The 20,516-nt window shown below is 39.2% G+C and carries 19 protein-coding genes; 9 read left to right on the top strand and 10 right to left on the bottom strand.

Going from position 1 to position 20,516, the window contains the following annotated elements; genetic code table 11:
* The first annotated feature begins 2 nt into the window (after positions 1-2).
* The 5 genes from GXZ72_08020 (at position 3) to GXZ72_08040 (ending at position 5,085) form a co-directional block, all read left to right on the top strand.
* Positions 3-692 (top strand): tributyrin esterase, encoded by a 690-nt coding sequence (locus GXZ72_08020; protein ID HHT19489.1) that lies wholly within the window; start codon positions 3-5, stop codon positions 690-692.
* Positions 693-694: 2 nt separating this feature from the next.
* A complete protein-coding gene (locus GXZ72_08025; GenBank protein HHT19490.1) occupies positions 695-1,834 on the top strand; it encodes a hydrogenase in 1,140 nt (379 codons plus the stop codon).
* The gene (locus GXZ72_08030; GenBank protein HHT19491.1) at positions 1,835-3,361 is read left to right on the top strand and encodes a 4Fe-4S binding protein; all 1,527 of its coding nucleotides are present in this window, start codon (positions 1,835-1,837) and stop codon (positions 3,359-3,361) included.
* 442 nt (positions 3,362-3,803) lie between these two features.
* Complete coding sequence (locus GXZ72_08035; GenBank protein ID HHT19492.1) at positions 3,804-4,586, top strand: Fpg/Nei family DNA glycosylase; 783 nt, start codon at positions 3,804-3,806, stop codon at positions 4,584-4,586.
* Positions 4,587-4,731: 145 nt separating this feature from the next.
* Positions 4,732-5,085, top strand: coding sequence for a PepSY domain-containing protein (locus GXZ72_08040; protein HHT19493.1), 354 nt, complete (start codon positions 4,732-4,734; stop codon positions 5,083-5,085).
* Positions 5,086-5,246: 161 nt separating this feature from the next.
* Here GXZ72_08040 and pdxS read toward each other — a convergent pair whose 3' ends face one another.
* Entirely contained in the window at positions 5,247-6,128 is an 882-nt protein-coding gene (pdxS, locus tag GXZ72_08045) for a pyridoxal 5'-phosphate synthase lyase subunit PdxS (protein HHT19494.1), read from the bottom strand.
* Positions 6,129-6,395: 267 nt separating this feature from the next.
* Between pdxS and GXZ72_08050 the strand changes: the two genes are divergently transcribed.
* The 3 genes from GXZ72_08050 to GXZ72_08060 all read left to right on the top strand — a co-directional run bounded on the left by GXZ72_08050 (position 6,396) and on the right by GXZ72_08060 (position 8,093).
* The gene (locus GXZ72_08050) at positions 6,396-6,899 is read left to right on the top strand and encodes a hypothetical protein (protein ID HHT19495.1); all 504 of its coding nucleotides are present in this window, start codon (positions 6,396-6,398) and stop codon (positions 6,897-6,899) included.
* A 368-nt stretch (positions 6,900-7,267) separates the two neighbouring features.
* Positions 7,268-7,753 carry a tetratricopeptide repeat protein gene (locus GXZ72_08055; protein ID HHT19496.1) on the top strand — a complete coding sequence of 162 codons (486 nt, stop codon included), beginning with the start codon at positions 7,268-7,270 and terminating at the stop codon, positions 7,751-7,753.
* Between the two features lie 46 nt (positions 7,754-7,799).
* Positions 7,800-8,093, top strand: a complete 294-nt coding sequence (locus GXZ72_08060) for a 4a-hydroxytetrahydrobiopterin dehydratase (protein HHT19497.1) — start codon at positions 7,800-7,802, stop codon at positions 8,091-8,093.
* Between the two features lie 220 nt (positions 8,094-8,313).
* Here GXZ72_08060 and GXZ72_08065 read toward each other — a convergent pair whose 3' ends face one another.
* From GXZ72_08065 to GXZ72_08090, 6 genes are all read right to left on the bottom strand, one after another.
* The gene (locus GXZ72_08065; protein ID HHT19498.1) at positions 8,314-9,447 is read right to left on the bottom strand and encodes a DUF763 domain-containing protein; all 1,134 of its coding nucleotides are present in this window, start codon (positions 9,445-9,447) and stop codon (positions 8,314-8,316) included.
* 92 nt (positions 9,448-9,539) lie between these two features.
* Positions 9,540-11,303, bottom strand: a complete 1,764-nt coding sequence (locus GXZ72_08070) for a glycosyltransferase (protein ID HHT19499.1) — start codon at positions 11,301-11,303, stop codon at positions 9,540-9,542.
* Positions 11,304-11,353: 50 nt separating this feature from the next.
* Positions 11,354-12,364, bottom strand: a complete 1,011-nt coding sequence (locus tag GXZ72_08075) for a hypothetical protein (protein HHT19500.1) — start codon at positions 12,362-12,364, stop codon at positions 11,354-11,356.
* 151 nt (positions 12,365-12,515) lie between these two features.
* Positions 12,516-13,430 (bottom strand): quinolinate synthase, encoded by a 915-nt coding sequence (nadA, locus tag GXZ72_08080; GenBank protein HHT19501.1) that lies wholly within the window; start codon positions 13,428-13,430, stop codon positions 12,516-12,518.
* A 203-nt stretch (positions 13,431-13,633) separates the two neighbouring features.
* Positions 13,634-14,413 (bottom strand): S-methyl-5'-thioadenosine phosphorylase, encoded by a 780-nt coding sequence (mtnP, locus tag GXZ72_08085; protein ID HHT19502.1) that lies wholly within the window; start codon positions 14,411-14,413, stop codon positions 13,634-13,636.
* Between the two features lie 43 nt (positions 14,414-14,456).
* Positions 14,457-15,905, bottom strand: a complete 1,449-nt coding sequence (locus GXZ72_08090) for an RtcB family protein (GenBank protein HHT19503.1) — start codon at positions 15,903-15,905, stop codon at positions 14,457-14,459.
* 205 nt (positions 15,906-16,110) lie between these two features.
* On the opposite strand from GXZ72_08090, the gene GXZ72_08095 reads away from it, so the two are divergent.
* On the top strand, positions 16,111-16,464 hold the full coding sequence (locus tag GXZ72_08095) for a hypothetical protein (protein ID HHT19504.1): 354 nt from the start codon (positions 16,111-16,113) through the stop codon (positions 16,462-16,464).
* Positions 16,465-16,667: 203 nt separating this feature from the next.
* Here the strand turns inward: GXZ72_08095 and GXZ72_08100 are convergent, their stop codons facing one another.
* The 3 genes from GXZ72_08100 to GXZ72_08110 all read right to left on the bottom strand — a co-directional run.
* Complete coding sequence (locus tag GXZ72_08100) at positions 16,668-17,696, bottom strand: DUF2927 domain-containing protein (GenBank protein ID HHT19505.1); 1,029 nt, start codon at positions 17,694-17,696, stop codon at positions 16,668-16,670.
* A gap of 66 nt (positions 17,697-17,762) precedes the next feature.
* The gene (locus GXZ72_08105) at positions 17,763-18,206 is read right to left on the bottom strand and encodes an archease (protein HHT19506.1); all 444 of its coding nucleotides are present in this window, start codon (positions 18,204-18,206) and stop codon (positions 17,763-17,765) included.
* A gap of 39 nt (positions 18,207-18,245) precedes the next feature.
* On the bottom strand, positions 18,246-20,516 hold a 2,271-nt coding region (locus GXZ72_08110), incomplete at its 5' end, for a CDC48 family AAA ATPase (protein HHT19507.1).

Consider the following 20,516-nt stretch of genomic DNA (forward strand, 5'->3'; position numbering starts at 1 on the left):
AAATGAAAGAAATTAAAATTAACGCTGCAAATAAACAGCCAAGAGAAGTCAATCGTGCTGTTAAACAAGCTGCCAAAGAAAACGACCGTATTATAATTGAAAACCCAAATTCCATGCATTACTTATTAGCTGGACTCACAGAACCAGTCGACATAGTAATAGATGGATCAGCCGGTTATTTTGCAGCAACCATGATCCACGGAGCTCGTGTTCATATCAATGGAAACGCTGGCTGGTTCCCTGGAGATAACATGACCCAAGGAGAAGTTATTGTTGACGGTTCTGCTGGGGATGGTGTTGGCCAAGGGATTTATAATGGAACAGTTGTTGTGAAAAAAGATGTTGGCTCTCGCACCGGGGAAATCATGAAAAACGGCACTGTCATCATAGGAGGAAATTCAGGATTCATGAGCGGCCGTTACATGATGGGCGGACAACTAATTATCCTCGGAGACATTTCTGAAGACGCAGGAGAATCAATGATTAGAGGAACCATTTATGTGAAGGGTAAGATCAAAAGTCTTGGAAAAAACGCCATGATCGAAGAACTTGACAAAGATGAAATAGAAAAATTGAAAGAACTCCTCGAAAACTATGAATTCACTCTAACAGAAGAAGATTACCAAAAATTCCAAAAAATAGTGCCACGAAGTGATAGACCATTTTATGGTAAGGATTCTGAGGAGGGATAAATATGAACAATAACCTAAACCTTCAAACAAATGTAGCTCTGGTAGGAACTCCCTGCCACATCATAGCTGCCGAAAAAATGGACCATTATGCAGAAGTTCTGGGTAGATCCCCAATTGATTTTAAATTAGGACTTTTCTGTATGGAAAACTTTTCCCATTTATACCTTAAGGAATTCTTATCAGAAAAAAATATCAAAATAGAAGATATCGATGAATTCCGGGTTGAAAAAGGATATTTATGGGCTTATCTGAATAATGGGAATGTTTTTAAGTTACCGCTATCCCAAGCCAAGAGTTTTATGCGAAAAAACTGCCAAGTGTGCATGGATTACACCTCAGAACTGGCTGATCTGTCAGTGGGATCAGTTGGATCAGATCAGGGGTGGTCCACCGTAATCGCCAGGACAGAAAAAGGCCTTAGAGCATTGCAAAAAGCTGAAAATGAAGGTTTCATAGAAACAAAACCATTCGAAGAGTCAAGTTTAAACTTACTAACAAAACTTGCTAAAAAGAAAAAAACAGAAAACCAGGAAGAAATTAAAAAAAGAGAATCAGTTGCCAGACCAGTGCTTTACCGGCGATACATTAATGATGAAGAGTTCATAAATGAAGTATTCTCCTGCCAATTTGATGATCTAAAAGCAGACGTCATTGATATAGGTAGTTGTGTGCTTTGTGGTGCTTGTTACTGCGTTTGTCCTGAGAACATAATATCCATCGAGGATCGCAGACCACAGTTAAAGGGAAATTGCCCACCAGAATGTAACTTATGTTATATGGCTTGCCCCCGCACTTACTTATCACAAGAAGTTTTAAACAGAGATCTGGACCAGAAAGCCTTGGGAGACTACTTGAAAATTGTTTCAGCACGCGCATCTAATGTAAAAGGCCAAGATGGTGGAGTGGTTACTGCCATATTGAATTATCTTTTAGAGGACAATATCTCAGAAAAGGCAGTGGTTGCGGATAAAATGGCTGAAAATCCATGGAAACCAAACGCTATACTAACTTCTAATGTAGAAGATGTTAAAAAAGCTGCAGGCACTAAATACTCAGCTTGTCCTGTTTTTAAAGTACTTAAAGAATATTACAAAAAAGATCCTCAAGATTTTAGAAATGATTCAGTAAAGGAGGTGTCTTAGATGCCTTTTAAAATTGAAAGAAATCAGGAACTGTGCTTGAGAAATTTCAGTCGCCCTGGTTGTTGCTGGTATCTCTGTGACAATCCTGATGAAAATCTCTGTAAGAACTGTTATTCCTGTTACAATAACTGCCCTCATGGAGTATTTGAAATAGTAAATGACCAACCATTCCCTTTAAACCATGAAAATTGTGTTGGATGCCGTATTTGTGAAGAAATGTGCCCTAACCATGCTATAGAAGTTATGGCAATACCGGAAGATATTAGGAATGTTTGGAGCTTTAACGATCTGGTGGAAATAAACCGAAAATCATCAGAAGGAACCTACCAAGTTCGAGGCTGCGGTGCAACCCGCCCCCTACCTACCTTTGATGATCTGGTTGTAGTACCAGCTCAAGCCTCCCGTCCACCCATTGACAAATACAGAGAACCATGCAACACCCGTGTAGTTCTCGGAACCCGTTACGCTGAAAACCCGCTGGTTATAGACACTCCAATTATGATTGCTGGAATGAGCTTTGGAGCATTATCCAAAGAAGCAAAAATTGCCCTGGCCATGGGCGCCACCTTAGCTGGTACTGCCGCCAACACTGGGGAAGGAGGAATGCTCCCAGAAGAACGTAGATATGCTAATAAACTAATATCCCAGTATGCGTCTGGTCGTTTCGGAGTTAGTGCAGAATACTTGAACAATTCAGATGCAGTGGAGATTAAAATTGGTCAAGGTGCTAAAACTGGATTGGGAGGGCATCTTTTAGCAGAAAAAGTCACTGCAGAAATCTCAAAAATACGAATGATTCCGGAAGGTACCGATGCACTAAGTCCAGCCAGACATATGGATATTGTTGGACCTGAAGATTTAACTATGAAAATCAACCAAATCAGAGAAATAACCGACTGGAAAGTGCCTATCATTGTTAAATTCGGTAGTGGAAGGGTCAGTGCTGATGTGAAAATTGCAGCAAAATGTGGCGCAGATATTATTGTAGTGGATGGTATGCAGGGAGGTACCGGAGCAGGACCCAGTGTAATTACAGAACACAGTGGAGTGCCCACCATTGCTGCAATTGTAGAAGCTGATGAAGCACTTAAAGAAGTGAATTTAAGGGATGAAGTGAATTTGGTTGCTGCTGGAGGAATAAGAAATGGGGCAGATGTTGCCAAGGCCATAGCTCTTGGGGCTGACGCCTGTTACATTGCAACCAGTGCCCTGGTAAGTATTGGTTGCAGAGTCTGCCAAACATGTTATGCTGGAACCTGTCGTAAAGGAATAGCCACCCAAAATCCACAATTAAGACGCAGATTAGATTACATGGAAGGTGGTAAGCGTGTGGCCCGCTACATCGAAGCCATGACCGAAGAAGCAGCAATGTTAACTCAACATGCTGGTAACACCGATATCTTGAAACTAGAAAAGGATGATCTTCGGGCTCTTACTATGGAATCTTCAGCCATGACTGGAGTTAAAATGGCAGGGTTAGAATCACCCATAAGTGTTAATGACTCTAAAACAGTTAAAAACTTATAATAATATTTAGAAGTTTTTATAAGTTCTTCTAACCCTTCTTTTATTATTTTTTTTAAAAAAATTGGAATTATCAAACCAAAAATACCTAGCTATTCATTATTAGTTTTAAATAGCTCTTTTTCTAGTTGGATGATAAAAATGTCATTTCTGAAAATGTCATTTGCAGAAAAAATCAGTAGTTTCTCCTGACACCATCCCCTAACCCCTGAAGTTCCAGTAAGATAGGGAAAGTTCCAATAGGATTTGGGAAATATATACTCAACTTGGCCACTTTAGATACAATGAATATCCGCCAAAAACTTATAAAAAATTAATAGGAATCATATTAATCACTGGAGCATGGGAAAATTAAATGAAAAATAAGAAATTAAGAACCACTATGGGCATTTTAAATATTAATGTAGGATTATATGTGAAAAAAATTCAGGAATGAGTGAATAAAATGCCGGAACTACCCAGTGTTGAAATTTTTAAACGCTATTTTGATGAACATGCCCTTAACCAACTGATAAAAAAGGTGGATGTGAAAAGTCCTAAGCTGGTGGTTTACAATAACCATGAAAAGTTAGAAAAAACTCTGGAGGGCCACAAGTTCGTTTCCAGCCAGAGATACGGGAAATACTTATTTTCTCAGTTGGATAATGACTTACATCTTATCATGCATTTTGGAATGACCGGCTACTTACATTACAGCCATAAAAATGAGGACACCTCCCCGTATCCCCGATTAAAAATAGATTTTTCCAATGGTAATCACTTGGCCTTTGATGATGCACGTAAATTCGGTAAACTGGGCATAACCACTGACCCTGATGAATTCATTAAGTTGAAAAAATTGGGACCAGATGCTCTCCAAGTGGAACTGGAAGAATTTCAGAAAATTTTCAAGGGAAGGAAAGGGATGATAAAACCATTGCTGCTGAATCAGAACCTTGTAGCAGGTATTGGTAATCTTTACGCTGATGAAATATTATACCAAACAGCTATCCATCCAATGACTGGTGCTGACCAGTTAGATAACCGTCAATGGGAAGACCTTTTTTTGAATATGAGAAAAGTACTAGAGATAGCCATAAAATATCAAGATCAACCTGATTCATTACCTGATTCCTATTTATTACCTCATCGTCATAAGGGGGGATGTTGTACAGAAGGTGGAAGTTTAGAAGTTATTAAAGTTGGAGGTCGTACCACCTTCTTCTGTCCTGGTAGGCAGAAAATATGATAATTAATTCCTCACTTACCCATCTATTTATGCAGAAAAAATGGATCGGTGGTGAGAATCTAATTAAATTTCCCAAAATTTTATAGGATCGAAGATAGATCATCTAATATTAATAATCACTTATTCACAAATGAGGAAAAGGAAAATGATTAAAAAATGTTCGCTGACAATGTTGATGGCTTTAATGGTTTTGATGGTTGTAGTTTCAGGTTGTACTGAAAAAAACAACACCACCAACACTACTACTAGCATCTCCAATCAAACATCCCCTAACACTAACAACAATAACAGTAATATTATATCTGCTGAAGAAGCTAAAACCATAGCCCAAGGATTTGTGGAAGAACCAGGAGTAACTGCAGAAACCCCCACACTCACCACTGTGGATGGTAGGCAAATATATGTTGTTCCCCTTTACCAAAACGGAAATATTGTTGGTGAGATAGAAATAGATGCAGTAACTGGAGAAAACATAGGCGGAGCTGGTGGAGCTCCTTAAACCCTTTATTTCCCATAAAATTTGGATATTTGAAGATTTATTAGATAAAATAATAGAATTTTAAAGAATTAGACAAAATAATATATAATTTTTTTTAAAATACCATTTAAAATAGGTCGTTTTTTTATAAAATTAAAAGTAAAACTGGTGAAAAAGAGGTTTTACCAACCTCTGTCTTGGAGTCTTTCTGATTCTGGAATTTGACTGATTTCCAATCCCGGCATAGCCTTACCTAAGTCTCTGGAAACCTCGGCAATAATTTCAGCATCCTGGTAATGGGCGGTTGCTTCGGTGATGGCTTTAGCCACGACTACTGGGTTTTCGGATTTGAATATTCCACTACCCACAAAAACTCCATCTGCTCCGAGTTGCATCATTAATGCAGCGTCGGCTGGTGTTGCCACTCCTCCAGCTGCGAGGTTCAGCACTGGTATTCTGCCCTGTTTCTGGGTTTCTTTTACCAGATAAAACTGGGCTTCTTCTTGGCGAGCCACAGCCCATAATTCTTCTTCAGTTTTGTCTTTGAGTTCTCTGATGGTTCCCTGGATCATACGCATGTGTCGGACAGCTTCAACCACGTTACCAGTGCCAGCTTCTCCTTTGGTCCTGATCATGGCTGCACCTTCGTCTATCCTGCGGAGAGCTTCACCGAGATTCCTGGCCCCACATACAAATGGAATGGAGAACTTCTTCTTATCAATATGATATTTTTCATCAGCAGGTGTCAGCACCTCACTTTCATCAATCATGTCAACACCCAGTGATTCCAGGACTTGAGCTTCCACAAAGTGGCCGATTCGTACTTTGGCCATTACTGGAATGCTTACCGCATCAATGATCTCGGTGACTTTACTAGGATCAGCCATTCTAGCCACACCACCAGAAGCTCTGATATCTGCTGGGACTTTCTCCAAGGCCATTACTGATACGGCTCCAGCTTCTTCAGCTATTTGTGCTTGTTCTGCGTTAACCACATCCATGATCACTCCGCCCTTGGTCATCTTAGCGAAATCCTTTTTCAATAGTTTGGTTCCATGTAGCATTTAGTTTCCTCCATTATAGGTTATACAGTAATTCTAGAAGTACCAAAAACATTCAAACCAGTGCAACTCCCCATAAATATAATTGTACATGTTTTGTTATGGGGAATTTATTTATTCAATATTTTTAGTGTACATAATTGAATTTTCCCTCTGGGTTATTAATAATTTATGTACCACCCAGATTGGAAGTGGAGAACCTTATAATCATGAAATACATAACTAATAATTAATTATCAATTTTATTTAAGTTTTTAATGGGGCTTGGAAATGGAAAATCCTGATGAAAGAATCTTAGTTATAGAAAAACTTAGGAATTATAAGTTATTTTTAGAAAAAAATGGGCCAAAACTCTCAGAAGATCTTCAGAAGTATTATCATCAGGATAGCGAAAAGAATGTGTCTAGTATTGAGGGTTTTCCTAAAGGTGAAGGTCCGAGGAAAGTGGATTACATTTGTTATGATAATCCCTATGAAGCTTATCTTAATGCCCAGATCCAAGTGAGTGATGCTCTTTTACCAATTTTAGAACAGCATATTGCTTTTCTTGAGGATGATGAAGATATTGACTTGGTTCTTGAATCTTTTGAGCATAGTGTTTATCAAGTTAAAAAACAGACCTTTTCTGATGTTGATGATTGGGAACAACTCTTGGATCATTTGTCTGAAGACAGATTGGAAGAAATTAAAAATAATCCCCGAGGACATGGGGATCTCTTGATTAAGGAACTCATTTGGATCAGGAACTACGAAGAAAAATGGATGAAAAAATGACTCACACTAGTTAAATCTGTTGGAATCCTTTTTCTAGATAAAGATGATTTTTGCAAAATTGTTGGTTAATAATTCTATTAATTTTGTAAGTATTGTAATTAACTGTAATGCCTAGTACTGACATACAGTATGGATCATCAGGTCCATCAAAAAAAAAGTCTGATTAATATCTGATTAGCTAGATCTGATTCTGATCCCATCAATGGTAGTGGCAGATTGAGTAATAAGTTAATGAATAAATAGTAGTTCGTAATACTTTTTACCCGATTTTTATTTATAATTGGGATTATTAATATACAAAAAAGATAAACAACCCAAAAAATAATGTTACCAAAAAACTACCAAAAACAATTTTCAGAAGTGATGGTATGGCCCTTAAAGAAGCTGAAATGTTCTACAAACAAGCTATGGAATTTTTAAACCAGGGAAACATTAGTAAATCAATCGAATTTTTTGATAGTGCGACAAACATTGATAATAACTATGTTTCAGCTTGGAATGATAAAGGAGTGGCTCTAATGGAGCTTGGAAAATTTCAAGACGCACTTAAATGTTTTGAACAAGTTATAAGGTTGGAACCCAGCGATAACATGGCCTGGTACAACCGTGGATATGTACTGCTGATTTTAGAGGAATATCAAGAAGCAGTAAACACCTTTGACCTATTTCTGGGAAGACAATCCCCCAAGGATGACTTTTATAAATACGCATTATATATGAAAGCTAAGGGCTTGTATTGCCTTAAAGAATATGATCAATCTTTAAACACAGCTAAAAAGGCTCTTAAAAAGGATAAAACTTTCAAAGAAGCCCGGGAACTTATGATTTTAATTGAAAATGAAAAAGTCAAATAAAAATTACCAACAAGTATGATAGAAAAAAAGTTTAGTGAGTGATTTTATGGATGTTCCAGAACTTCTGAGTCCATCAGAAATAAAAAATAGGGCAAATAACCTTAAAAACTGGTCTGTTCTTGAAGAACACTCTCTGGTAGCAGTTTTCGAATTTCCAGATTTCACACACGCACTTGAATTCACAGTTAAAGCTGGTTTAATAGCAGAAGAAATGCAACATCACCCTGAAATAAATCTATCATGGGGAAAAGTGGCTTTAGAGATAACCACCAATGATCGTGGTGGTTTAACAGAACTGGACTTTTTATATGCCAAAAAAATTAATGACTTACTCTTATAAAAAGTATCCCACCCCCTTATTTTTTTGAACAGTTACACTTGAAATGTATGTCCACAATGGTGATCTGATCACATGCCGACGGTGTGCATTTAACCAGACCCCTACCTATTTTTAAAAAAATGAAAAAATGAGTATATGAAACGTTCAATGAGTGGAATATTACAAAAATATAATCCAAACTAAGAGATATACAATTAAAAACCATGCGCAACTATTGTAACTAATTATTATCGGATTGAATCAAGTTTTCTAATCGTTTGATCGCCTGATACTTGTCTTTTTTCTCTAATTTAGCTTCTTCTAATGAATCTTTAATTGTCTGGATTGAATGGTCATATACTTCCCGGTCCACAGGGTAGGGAAAACCATCTTTACCTCCGTGGGTGAAACTGTATTTAACTGGATCATTCCAGCTGGGACTGTCACCATAAACCAGATCAGAAATAAGGGCTAATGCACGTATCTTCTTAGGACCCATGCCTTTTAATGATATTAATTCTTCATAACTGTCGGGTTGCAGTTCCCATGCATTTTTAAGTACTTCAAATTCACGAGGAGATAGATCAGTATCCAGAACTGGATGGTGGCTGGGTAATGTTAGTTCTGGGCAGAAATTATCCAGACTTGCCTGTTTTAGGTCAATGTGAGGCTTTTTTGAGAAGTATTTCCAGAGGTGATCAGGGTTATCCAGAATCAGATCCAGACTGGTTTGTTGGGCATCAAAACTCAAAGGAGAAGTCATATCCAAGCTTTTTTTCTCTTGAATATCACAACATATCCCATTATGAGGTTCGTTAAGGTAGTCTTCAACTGAATCAGAGAGCCAATGATAACGTCGAGCATATCTAGTGGATTTATTCATTCCTTGCTGCACAACAGCCCACCCGCCTTTTTCAGTTAAAAAGAAAACATGATGATAAAGCTGGTAACCATCCTGTATACATGAATTATCGATCTTGGCGGATATTTTACTGGAATATGCCAGTTCATCCAGTTTTTTTTCAGATAAGGAAAAAATTTCACCTATATCCTGGATTTCATGGGGTGTTTGGCGTGAAGCACGGCCCTTACCACCGGCAACAAGAATACCATGTACTTCCGGATTTATAGCAGTTTTTAAAGCACCACACGTTGTGGTGGTTGTTCCGGAACTATGCCAGTCAAATCCCAATACACAAGAAAACGCCTGAAACCAGTGCGGGTCAGAAATTCTGTGTAAAAATTCATTCAACCCATATTCCAATATTACAGCCTCAGCAACAGCACCAGCCAGCTTCACCATTCTCTGAAAAAGCCACCGTGGTGCTTTGCCCCCATGAAGAGGAAGGTTGGATATTCCACTTCTATGACTCATGCTCCTATATTTTGGGTTTTAGAATAATATTTTTAGGTAAGAGCATCAGAGAAGTATTAAAAAAAATAATGATTAAAAATCCAGGAACCTAGCTAAGCATCCCTTTGAATATTTTCATCAATAATTCTATCTAATTCCTCTAAAATGAATTGGTTATGGTCATGGAAGAAATATTTTTTGATATTTTTCTGATATTCATCTAGACGGGAGAGGAATCGTTCGATATCTTCCCTTTCCAGTTCTTCATGAAATTCACCATATCCCAACCGTTCCAGATAAATAGCATTTAAAATCTGCTCAAACTGTTTTTTCACAGGAACACTTAAAACTGGTTTTCCAAGGTACAAAGCCTCACTTATAAGGGTGAATCCACCATTAGATATCACAGCCCGGGCTTGAGCCATGTCCTGAAAAAAATCATCCTCATTGAAGGTTTTAAACACTATATTTTTATCTTTTTCATCCCGGTGGAATCCATAAACCACAAATTCATCATCCAATTGGTTTAGAATCTCCAGTAACCGAAGGTTAGAGTCACTAGTCTGGTAAACCAGCACATGCTCCCCCTTATTAGGTTTAAGATCCATTATCTCATCACGCAGGACTGGAGAGAAATATGTGGCTTTTTTTGGATTTTTTAAAGGAGGATAAAAATAACTGGTAATTAAATAACGAGTAGGGAGTTGTATGAATGATTTTACCACGCTTTCAGCGGCTAATCTGTCTTTACGATATTTTTTAGGCACTTCTAGCTCGGCTTGGGTTAAAACATGCATGTTATCAATGCTTATCAGGGGCAGGCGAAGGATTTTGGATAACAAGTTTGAATAAAATTCAAAATCAGAAATGATGATCTCAGGTTTCACTGCCTTGGCCACGCTGTACATATTGCGTAGGCTCTTTTTCAGATCTCCAGGCAGGTCTTTCATCCCCTTAACAAAAGTTTTCATGTTTTGAACTGTATTATTCTCATACACTGTGTTAAATCCACCAATCTCATAAACATTGTCAAAATATGTGGAAAGATAATCATAAGCACGGTCAGAAGCAAATATGTGTACTTCATTGTTCTTGGTCAGATGATTAAGGAGAACTCTAGCCCTTATGGCATGCCCCATCCCTTCCCCACAAACCGAGTAAAGAATTCTTTTCTGCTCAGGATGTCCAAAGGTGTAATCCAGATCTTCGGCTGAAATATGCTTACCCCGAAACTGGTAGAAAGTGCTTTTAGCATACTTAAAAGCCACATTACGCAGACCCTCTTCTTGAAGACGCCTGGTGGAAACCAGAAGTTTAGGATTCCTAAGGACTTTGAATTGGCTAATGGAGCCTATGCGTTCAATATAGTCGGTGTCCTCTCCAAAATCTAGGTTTTCATCAAACCCTTCCACCTCATCGTGGAGTTTCTTGGTGGTGATAATTCCATAACACCCTGCACCGTGGGGTTTGATGTTTTCAACTCGTTTCATGAAAAAATTGGCAAAATCATGGGTGATCTTGTTTAAGAAACTGTCACTTAAAGGTGCAATCTGGGTGATGGCAATTCCCAGCCCCCTAACTTGAAATTCATCCAGAGACAACTGGAGGTAATCTCTGGTTAGTATCACATCGGAATCCAAAAATAGTAAAAATTCTCCCTGAGCTACTTCTGCTCCGCGATTACGTCCCACAGCCGGTAACCCCCCTTTGACAACTTTACATCCCCAGTTTTTGGCAATTTCTATGGTGTCATCTTCTGATCCGGCATCAGCCACTACTACTTCATAGTCGCTGAAATCTTGGCAACGTATACTTTCCAGAAGGGGGGGTAGATAGTATTCTTCATTGAAGGTTGGTATGATTATTGAAAGCTTCATTTTCACCTAAATTTTATTTAGATTTTATATTTAAGATATCTTTCGGAATTCTAGAAATAGGAAAAAAAGTTCCAAGTCATGAAAAAACCATCAGCACGGCCCTCATATTTATCTAAAAGATCTTCCAATGTTTTTTTATCACTGATGTTGGTATCCATCCTGATCACAGTTTTGTTTCCTTGTTCATCTGTGCCTAAAACATTATAACCACTCAGATCAACGGGGGCGAACTGATTTATAACCGTTATCTCACGGTATGAACTGTTATTCCCGGCTAGTTCCAGTCCAAGGCCGGATAATGCTACTAAAAATATAAGTGCCAGGGGGAGGATTAGTTGCCGGAACTTAAAAGGCTTTTTTACAAAATAAATAATGAATAATAGGCCTAATCCAATGAGTGAGGGTTGGCTGTACAGCCCCCCATCCACCATTCCAATTAGGGCGACAGTTAAACTAAATGTTAAAAATATCCTGCTAAAATCACTCCGATCATCTAGAGAGAACAATCCAGTAATGCAAGCAAGGGGTAGGGTGATTAAGATCAGATAAGCCCATGGAATAACATCAGAATACAAACTAGCGCCAGTGTGAACATGTTCCGGCACCAATCCGCCAATAATACTGGCCAAATGTCCGAAAACTGATTTGAATACATGGGTGTGCATAGGACTGGTTGAGGTGGAAGTGGGATTAGTGGAGACAAAGATTGTTAAAAGAGGCACTCCATACTTTAAGCGGATGTAAAACTCTATGCAAATACCTACTAAGCAAGTTACTAGTATGATGATCAGGGTCAATTTAAAGAATTTCCTCCCATCAGGACTGTAACTGGTAACCTTATCCTTTAATGGTGCTAAAAACTTCCAATTATTGATTAAAGAGTTTAGTATGAGAAATCCACCCATCATTACCATTAAAAGAACGGCCTTTCCTTCTGATGAGCCAGATAAAAGCGGCCAGGTGATCATGGTTACCAACTGGTCCAGTGCTGAGGTTACATAAATAAGAAAACCTGCAAATATCAGTATAATTCCTAATAATCCAACTTTATCTATTTTCACAGCACATCTCCCTTGTTATTAGATTAGACTGAAATTCCCTATATAAATTTTAATATAAGCAAATTACCCGAATAGGTTTTGAATAAATCGTTAGTTATTTTTTAATGGTTTGTCTAGATTTAACAGATGATTTATTATATTAACAGTTAAACTATAAACTGACTTCTAACATTCTTTCAACTGCTTTTCTAGCTTTATCTGCAATTTCTTGAGGGATAGTAACCAGGAATTTTTCTTCTTCCAGAGATTTTTTTACCTTATCCAAGGTGTGTAATTTCATATTTTCACAGATCGCCTCATCTAGTAATGGATAAATAAGTTTATCTGGATTTTCACGACGGAGTCTTGTTACCATGTCCACTTCTGTTCCTATGAGAAAAGTTTTTTTAGATGAATTAGCCACATGACGGATCATTCCACCAGTGCTCAGCACATGGTCGGCCAGTTGTTGCACTTCACCATCACACTCTGGATGGACCAATACCTCGGCATCAGGATAATTCTCATGAGAAAATGCAATGTCAGCCATGTTAAACATTTTATGCACATAACAGTGCCCTTTTTCTGGTATGGGTATTATTTCTTTATCAGTCTGCTCCTGGACAAACCAGGCCAAGTTCATATCCGGACCAAAAAGTATCTGATCCTCATCCAAGCTTTCAACTACTTTAACTGCGTTGGCTGAAGTGCAGAGGATGTCTGCCTCGGCTTTGGCCTCGGCCATGGTGTTGACGTATAGCACCACTGCAGCATCAGGATATCTCCTCTTGTATTTGAGTAGTTCTTTTTGGGGGAGCATGTGGGCCATTGGACATTCTGCTTGGGGTTCAGGAATTAATATTTTTTTGGATGGATTCAAAATAGCTGCAGTTTCTGCCATGAAATCCACACCACAAAAAACAACTAGATCAGCATCTTCAATTTGGGATGATTCAACACATAACTCCAGGGAATCCCCCAAAAAATCTGCGATTTCCTGTATCTCAGCAGCCTGGTAATTATGAGCCAAAATTACAGCATTCTTATCTTTTTTAAGTTTTAAAATCTCTTTCTGCTCTTGGTTCAACCTAATCTCTCCTTTATATTAGGTTCCCTGCATAAAAACCCTTTTTAAGGTTAAGATTGTAAAAAGGATACTAAAAAAATGGGATTATAAATAATTAGTTAAGATATCTTTAACCGTCACATTTAAAAAAGATTTCCCCTATGAACAAACTTTTCATAAAATTGCATAAAAACATACCCCCACAATAGTAAGATATCCTTTACTTATTCAATTTCAGCTCCTTCCAGTGCCCGACTGCAAGGACAGTTTCTATCAAGTGGAATGTTGAGAATAGAATTATAGATTAGTTCAGTTAACACTTTCTTCTTCTGCTCCACCACATCAAAGACCTCATCAATTGTAATCTTCTCTGAAGATACTGATGCTGCGTAGTTAGAAACCATGCATATAGTGGCATAACACATTTCAAGTTCCCTGGCCAGGACAACCTCAGGAAGGCCAGTCATACCCACTACTGCTCCCCCAATCTGACGGAACATGTGAATCTCTGCCGGAGTTTCAAATCGAGGCCCCTCAGTGCAGACATACACCCCACCATCAACCACCCTGCCATCAACCTTTTTCCCAGTGGATATTAAGGTTTCCCTCAACTGAGGACAGTAAGGCTGAGTTACATCCACATGAACTGCCCGGTCATTGTAAAATGTGAAAGGCCGGGCTCGGGTGAAATCCAGGAAATCATCTGGTATGAGGAACTCTCCCGGTTTTAGGGATTCATTTAAGGACCCCACTGCATTGGTTGCCAGAATACCATCGACTCCCAATTTTTTAAGAGCATAAACATTGGCCCTATAATTAATCATGTGCGGTGGGAGGTCATGACCCTCTTTATGGCGTGGGAGGAAAGCAAGCTCCTGATCTTCAAGCATGAAAATAGATATTGGCGGAGATTCACCGTAAGGTGTGTTTATAATCGTTTTCTCCTTTAAATCTCCCCTTTCAACAATTCGGTATACTCCGGTGCCTCCGATTATTCCCATCATAGCTACAGATCTCCTATATAAAAAAAAATATTTGAAGGAACATTTATCCTTTGGCCACTCCCAATGGAACCACTCGGCCTACCATTCGAGAAATACCAGTCTTATGGACAGTTTGCACAACTTGGTCCACATCCTTATATGCACCTGGTGCTTCTTCAGCCACCACAGGCATGGAGTGGGCTTTCAAATATATTCCCCTACTTTTAAGAAGTTTTAAGACTTCCTCACCACGGTAGGTGCGTTTGGCACCAGCCCTGCTCATCTGGCGACCGGCACCATGAGCAGTTGATCCGAATGTTTCCTCCATTGCCACATCAGTTCCATGCAAAATATAGGAAGACGTTCCCATAGTTCCAGGTAAAAGCACAGGTTGGCCTATGTTCCGGTAATCTGCAGGTACCTCTTCTCTTCCAGGTCCAAATGCTCGTGTGGCTCCTTTACGATGCACATAAAGTTGGGTGTTTTTGCCTTTAATTTGATGGGTTTCTTTCTTGGCAATGTTATGAGCCACATCATAGACAATGCCCATGTCCATGTCCTCTGCATCCTTCTGGAATATTTGTTCAAATGATTCCCGTACCCAATGCAAAATCATCTGCCGGTTAGTCCAAGCATAGTTGGCAGCTGCAGCCATGGCTGCGAAATAATTCTGTGCTTCTTCTGAGTTTACAGGGGCACAAGCAAGTTGTCTGTCAGGAAGGTTAATATTGTATCGTCTGGCTGCTTTGTCCATGCTACGCAGATAATCTGTACATACTTGATGTCCACATCCTCTGCTGCCAGAATGAATAAGTACAGTCACTTGATCCTTTTCCAGTCCAAATGATTTAGCGGCATCATCATCAAATATTTCATCAACTTGTTGAACTTCCATGAAGTGGTTACCTGAACCTAAACTACCCAGTTGGGGTATACCCCTTTTTTTGGCCTTATCACTCACCATGGATGGATCAGCCTCAGCCATGCACCCGTTTTCCTCCAAGTATTCCAGGTCTTTTTCCCAGCCATAACCGTTTTCAACAGCCCATCTAGCACCATTTAATAGAACATCGTCGATTTCACCCTTACGAAGTCTTATTTTCCCTTTGCTCCCTAAACCTGATGGTACGTTACGAAACATTAAATCCACTAGTTCTTTGATTTTGGGTTTGACTTCTGCACTGGTTAAATTGGTGCGGATAAGTCTCACACCACAGTTAATATCAAACCCAACACCACCTGGACTTATAACTCCTGTGCTACTGCTGAAAGCTCCCACTCCACCGATGCTGAACCCGTAACCAAAGTGAATATCAGGGAGTCCAACTGAAAACTTCTGGATTCCAGGAAGACAAGCCACATTTGCCACTTGGTCCACAGCTCCCTTTTCTAAGGTTTTTATAGAATCTTCATCCAGAAAAATCCTACCTGGAACCTTCATTTCCTTCTTATAATCGCCAGGAACTTCCCAAACACAATCGCGTACCTTTTTCAAAATTTCTCCAGTAACCATGAAATCTGATCTCCTCAAATCTAATTAACATACTTAAATTTATTTAATTTTTCTCCAATTGGCCTATTGGAACCTTAATTAAAATCCATTAATTAATTAATGATATAAGTCTTTTAGTTATTAGATAATTTATTATACAGAACTGGTATACCAAGATTTCGATTTACATAGAATTAACTAAGACCAACTTTTTGGAAAATAGGATATGATGTCAACAAAATCAAAAAAAGAAGTAACAGTAACTGAGGAAGATGTTATTAGCTTAGTGGATCTTTTCACACGAGTCCCCCCACTACTCCTAAAGATGGTGGTTAATAGCAATAAGAATGTGGTCAGATCATTTGAATCCCAAGTAAGGGAATATAAAGCTAATTTATCAAGGGAGGAATTGTTGAAAATAGAAAAAGTTATGGATATGCCGGTTCCAGAACTGCAGGAAATCTTAAAAAAGGCTTACCATGAAACAGGGCAGAAACAGTTAAAAATATTGGCCGACCCTAAATCTGGAGATTTTATCCGACAAAACTTAAATGAACTTCAGAAGATAATATTTCCCTGAAAAACTTCCCCTTCTATTATTCATCAATTAATAAAAACATCCTGAACCAGATAAATCCCACCATACCTAACACCATCTTATAAATAAATTTCCTTCACTTAACAGTTCGAATTCTATAATTACTCCTTTGTTGAATAATTCCTTGCATATTACTGCCTTGTTCAATAAATCCACCCTATACTACTACCTTGTTGAGTAATTTCTCAAAAAAAGAAGCTTCTTCTGGAATTGTTTAGAATAGTTTCCACCTGATTTCTGGACATGTTAGGCAATATATCCTCACGATAAAGCATTCGTATCATAGTTTTATCCAAATCTGTGAATTCGGTGATGACTGGTCCTTGATAACATAATACGCTGTTTCGATTCTGATTATGATGAAATCCAAGACAATGTCCCAGTTCATGGACTATGACATGGGAACGCCTGGCTTGACTTAGCTGGTCACTGCCAATGAATACTCTTACTTTGAATATTTCTCCAGCAGGATTTCCACCATAAATACTGCTGGTGCTGACCAGCCATTCAGTGAATCCATCAGCTTCTGATGGGTTAACAGAGTATTGGGCAAATTGTAAGTGGGGTATGAAATATATTTCCATATCCGGTTCATACTGGTTTTTATCATCAATTACCATTCGAAAAGATTTAGCATTAACATTTATATCATTAATAGCTTTGTTCAGAGTATTCATGTCCTCTGGTGTGGGTGAACCAAATATTTTGATTCTGACAACGTTAATGTTCCATTTCCCCACCCGATCATGGCATTGGCCATGATACTCCTGGCTGAAAGTAGTTTCCAGGAAACAGCTGATCTGTTCCTGGGAGTATTTTTCGTTTTCATTGGAAGATATAAAACCATAACCGTCACTAAACTCTATAATACTGGCGGATATGATTAATATTCCAAATATGGCTAAAATACTGCTGATTTTAAAAAATTTTAGTGTTAGAGGGTTTTGCACAGTTTTTGGTAACCCTGCAAGATTGGGAGCATCCACTAATTCATCAGAGTTTAATATTCTATTGGACACTTCTTTATTTTTGTAACCGTGTTGTTCTTCCTGTTTTTGCAATAATTCCGTGCCATCCAGTGATTCGATGTCATCCAGTGATTCGGTCAGAATTAATCTGCCACCACAAGTACAACTCAAAAGGAAATTTTCAGGAGATTCACCTTCCTGAAGTTGGTAATACTTCCCACATTCTCCACAGACCAGATAAGGCATGAAAATCACAGCATAACCCAATTATAATGTCCAGTTGTTACTATGTATCTAAAATTCCAGATGTTACTATGTATCTAAAATCACTTGGACCATGAACCCATTTTCCTTCTTGATTTCCATTAGGTGGAAGGTGACTGCCTTAACTTCATCTCTAACTTCATGGATGGCTTGATTGAATTCATCCCCTTCAATCTCAGCATGCAAAGTTAAACTTCCATCAGCAGTCTTGGTTATTTTAACGTTGAACTGAGAAAAAACCAGTGATTCATAATCATGGATGAATAACAATTCACTTAACCAGTCATATAGGAGGGCTTGCAAGTCTTCTGATTCCAGGGTTATGTTTCGCTTAATTTGTGGATTAATGTGGGTGGTGTCAGTCATGACTTCGAACATGGCCAGGGCAGCGTTCTGGAAAGTCTCATCTATACTAGTACCATAAGCCCGGAAACCCACATCGGCAGTTACATCAAAAAATTCGAATTTCCTTTTGTTTTCTTTTTTATCCACAAATCTTACCTCTAACTATAATCTTTTTGGAAAAATTCACTAGGCCACTTCTCGAGGGAATTCCTCTCGAATCTTTTTAGGTTCTATGCCTCTGCCCAGCTTTTGAGCTATTTGTTCATAGTATTCTTTGGTTTTAGGAGTGGTTGAAGGATTTATTTTCTTTAAAGCTGCTTTGAAGTGTTTGTAAGATACTTTTTCTATGTCCATATCTTCATGGAGGGCGATCATACCTGCTTTACGGCATAGCACTTCAATATCGGCCCCAGAGTATCCATCAGTTTTCTTAGCCAGTTGTCCCAGTTTAACATCCTCATCCAGGGCCATGTGTCCCACATGAACGCGAAGTATCTCTTTTCGTGCGTCTTCATCAGGTGGGGGTACCAGTACAACTTCATCAAATCGGCCTGGGCGCAAAAGTGCCGTGTCAATCAAATCCGGCCTGTTAGTTGCTCCTATAACCACCACCCCCCTCAATTCTTCCAGTCCATCCATTTCTGATAGTATGGTGTTAACCATGCGCTCGGTAACTCTAGGTTCGCCAGCAGCAGAACCTCTGATGGGCGTTATTGCATCGATCTCATCAAAGAAGATTATACAGGGAGATGCTTGTTTTGCTTTGGTGAATATTTCGGATATTTTACGTTCTGATTCACCGAACCATTTACTCAGTATTTCAGATCCTTTAACTGAGATGAAGTTAGCCTTTGATTCGGTGGCAACTGCCTTTGTGAGCAATGTTTTACCAGTACCAGGGGGTCCGAATAGGAGTATGCCCTTGGAAGGTTGTATTCCAATACGTTTAAATGAGGATATGTTGGTTAATGGCCATTCCACCACTTCTTTAAGGTTTTCCTTGAGTTCGTCCAGTCCTCCAATATCCTCCCAGTGTACATTAGGAACTTCTATAAACACTTCCCGTAGTGCAGAGGGACTTATGGATTTCATGGAATCAATAAAATCATTGCTGGTGACAAAGAGTTTGTCTAAGATTTCCGATGATATTCGCTGTTCTTCCAAGTCAATATCGGGTAAAACTCTTCTTAAGGCATTCATAGCTGCTTCTCTGCAGAGTGCTGCCAGGTCTGCACCTACAAATCCATGAGTGGTTTCAGCTAGTTTACTAACTTCCACATCATCATCTAAGGGCATTGCCCGTGTGTGTATTTCTAATATTTCTGCCCGGCCATCCCTGTCTGGAACTCGTAACTCGATTTCCCTGTCAAAACGACCAGGTCTTCGTAAGGCTGGGTCAAGGGCATCAGGACGGTTTGTGGCTCCAATAACAATTACTTTACCTCTTTCTTTCAGTCCATCCATAAGTGCCAGTATTTGTGCCACTACTCGGCGTTCAACTTCGCCAGTGGCTTCTTCCCTTTTAGGGGCAATGGCATCTATTTCATCAATGAATATTACAGTGGGGGCATTGGCAGCTGCTTCTTCAAAGATTTCCCTGATTTTCTTTTCAGCCTCTCCCACAAATTTACTCATAACTTCAGGTCCGTTAATAGCCACGAAATTTGATCCACTCTCACTGGATACTGCTTTAGCGAGGAGTGTTTTTCCAGTGCCGGGTGCTCCGTGTAATAGCACTCCTTTAGGTGGGTCTATTCCCAATCTGTCAAATATTTCTGGATGGCGGAGTGGGAGTTCAATCATTTCCCTGACTTTGGAAATTTCTTTTTTTAACCCACCCACATCATCATAAGTTACGTCTGGGACTTTTTTCTCCATTAACTCCACTGCTTCAGGTCTAACTTCCACTTGGGTGGTTTCATTGATTCGCACCAGTCCGGCAGGGTTGGTTGATACTACAGTGAACTTGATTTCTCCTAGAGAAAATGGTGTGGTGGCTTCGAAAAATTCCCGGAAGATGTCTTCAGAACCGGGGAATTCTCTTAATGTTTCTTTGGTTCTTCGGGGGGATACCAGAGCCAGTACATCTCCCCGGGTTACTGCTCGGCCCATGAGGTTCCTTTTGATAATGTCTCCTGAAGCCATTATACGCATTCCCTTAGCTGCCGGGGCTATGACTACTTTATTAGCCATTCTGGGTTGTGATTTTCGGATAGTTATGGTTTCTCCGATGGATGTTCCTGCATTTGATCGTGTGAGTCCGTCCATACGAACGATTTCCAACCCCACATCTGCAGGATAGGAATTCCCGGCTATGGCACCGGTGGTTCTTTTACCAATTATTTCAACAATATCACCAGGATTTGCGCCAATTTCATTCATTAGATCATGGTCTATGCGCACCATCCCTTTGCCCACATCCTGTTGCAGTGCTTCAGCGACTCTTAACTCGATTTC

Origin of the sequence: Methanobacterium sp., assembly GCA_012838205.1 — an archaeon.
Lineage (GTDB): Archaea > Methanobacteriota > Methanobacteria > Methanobacteriales > Methanobacteriaceae > Methanobacterium.

Excerpts from the sequence above, each read along its gene's own strand:
- GXZ72_08020 (HHT19489.1), top strand. The coding sequence starts at position 3 with ATGAAAGAAATTAAAATTAACGCTGCAAATAAACAGCCAAGAGAAGTC.
- GXZ72_08025 (HHT19490.1), top strand. The coding sequence starts at position 695 with ATGAACAATAACCTAAACCTTCAAACAAATGTAGCTCTGGTAGGAACT.
- GXZ72_08030 (HHT19491.1), top strand. The coding sequence starts at position 1,835 with ATGCCTTTTAAAATTGAAAGAAATCAGGAACTGTGCTTGAGAAATTTC.
- GXZ72_08035 (HHT19492.1), top strand. The coding sequence starts at position 3,804 with ATGCCGGAACTACCCAGTGTTGAAATTTTTAAACGCTATTTTGATGAA.
- GXZ72_08040 (HHT19493.1), top strand. The coding sequence starts at position 4,732 with ATGATTAAAAAATGTTCGCTGACAATGTTGATGGCTTTAATGGTTTTG.
- pdxS (HHT19494.1), bottom strand. The coding sequence starts at position 6,128 with ATGCTACATGGAACCAAACTATTGAAAAAGGATTTCGCTAAGATGACC.
- GXZ72_08050 (HHT19495.1), top strand. The coding sequence starts at position 6,396 with ATGGAAAATCCTGATGAAAGAATCTTAGTTATAGAAAAACTTAGGAAT.
- GXZ72_08055 (HHT19496.1), top strand. The coding sequence starts at position 7,268 with ATGGCCCTTAAAGAAGCTGAAATGTTCTACAAACAAGCTATGGAATTT.
- GXZ72_08060 (HHT19497.1), top strand. The coding sequence starts at position 7,800 with ATGGATGTTCCAGAACTTCTGAGTCCATCAGAAATAAAAAATAGGGCA.
- GXZ72_08065 (HHT19498.1), bottom strand. The coding sequence starts at position 9,447 with ATGAGTCATAGAAGTGGAATATCCAACCTTCCTCTTCATGGGGGCAAA.
- GXZ72_08070 (HHT19499.1), bottom strand. The coding sequence starts at position 11,303 with ATGAAGCTTTCAATAATCATACCAACCTTCAATGAAGAATACTATCTA.
- mtnP (HHT19502.1), bottom strand. The coding sequence starts at position 14,413 with ATGATGGGAATAATCGGAGGCACCGGAGTATACCGAATTGTTGAAAGG.
- GXZ72_08090 (HHT19503.1), bottom strand. The coding sequence starts at position 15,905 with ATGGTTACTGGAGAAATTTTGAAAAAGGTACGCGATTGTGTTTGGGAA.
- GXZ72_08095 (HHT19504.1), top strand. The coding sequence starts at position 16,111 with ATGATGTCAACAAAATCAAAAAAAGAAGTAACAGTAACTGAGGAAGAT.
- GXZ72_08100 (HHT19505.1), bottom strand. The coding sequence starts at position 17,696 with ATGCCTTATCTGGTCTGTGGAGAATGTGGGAAGTATTACCAACTTCAG.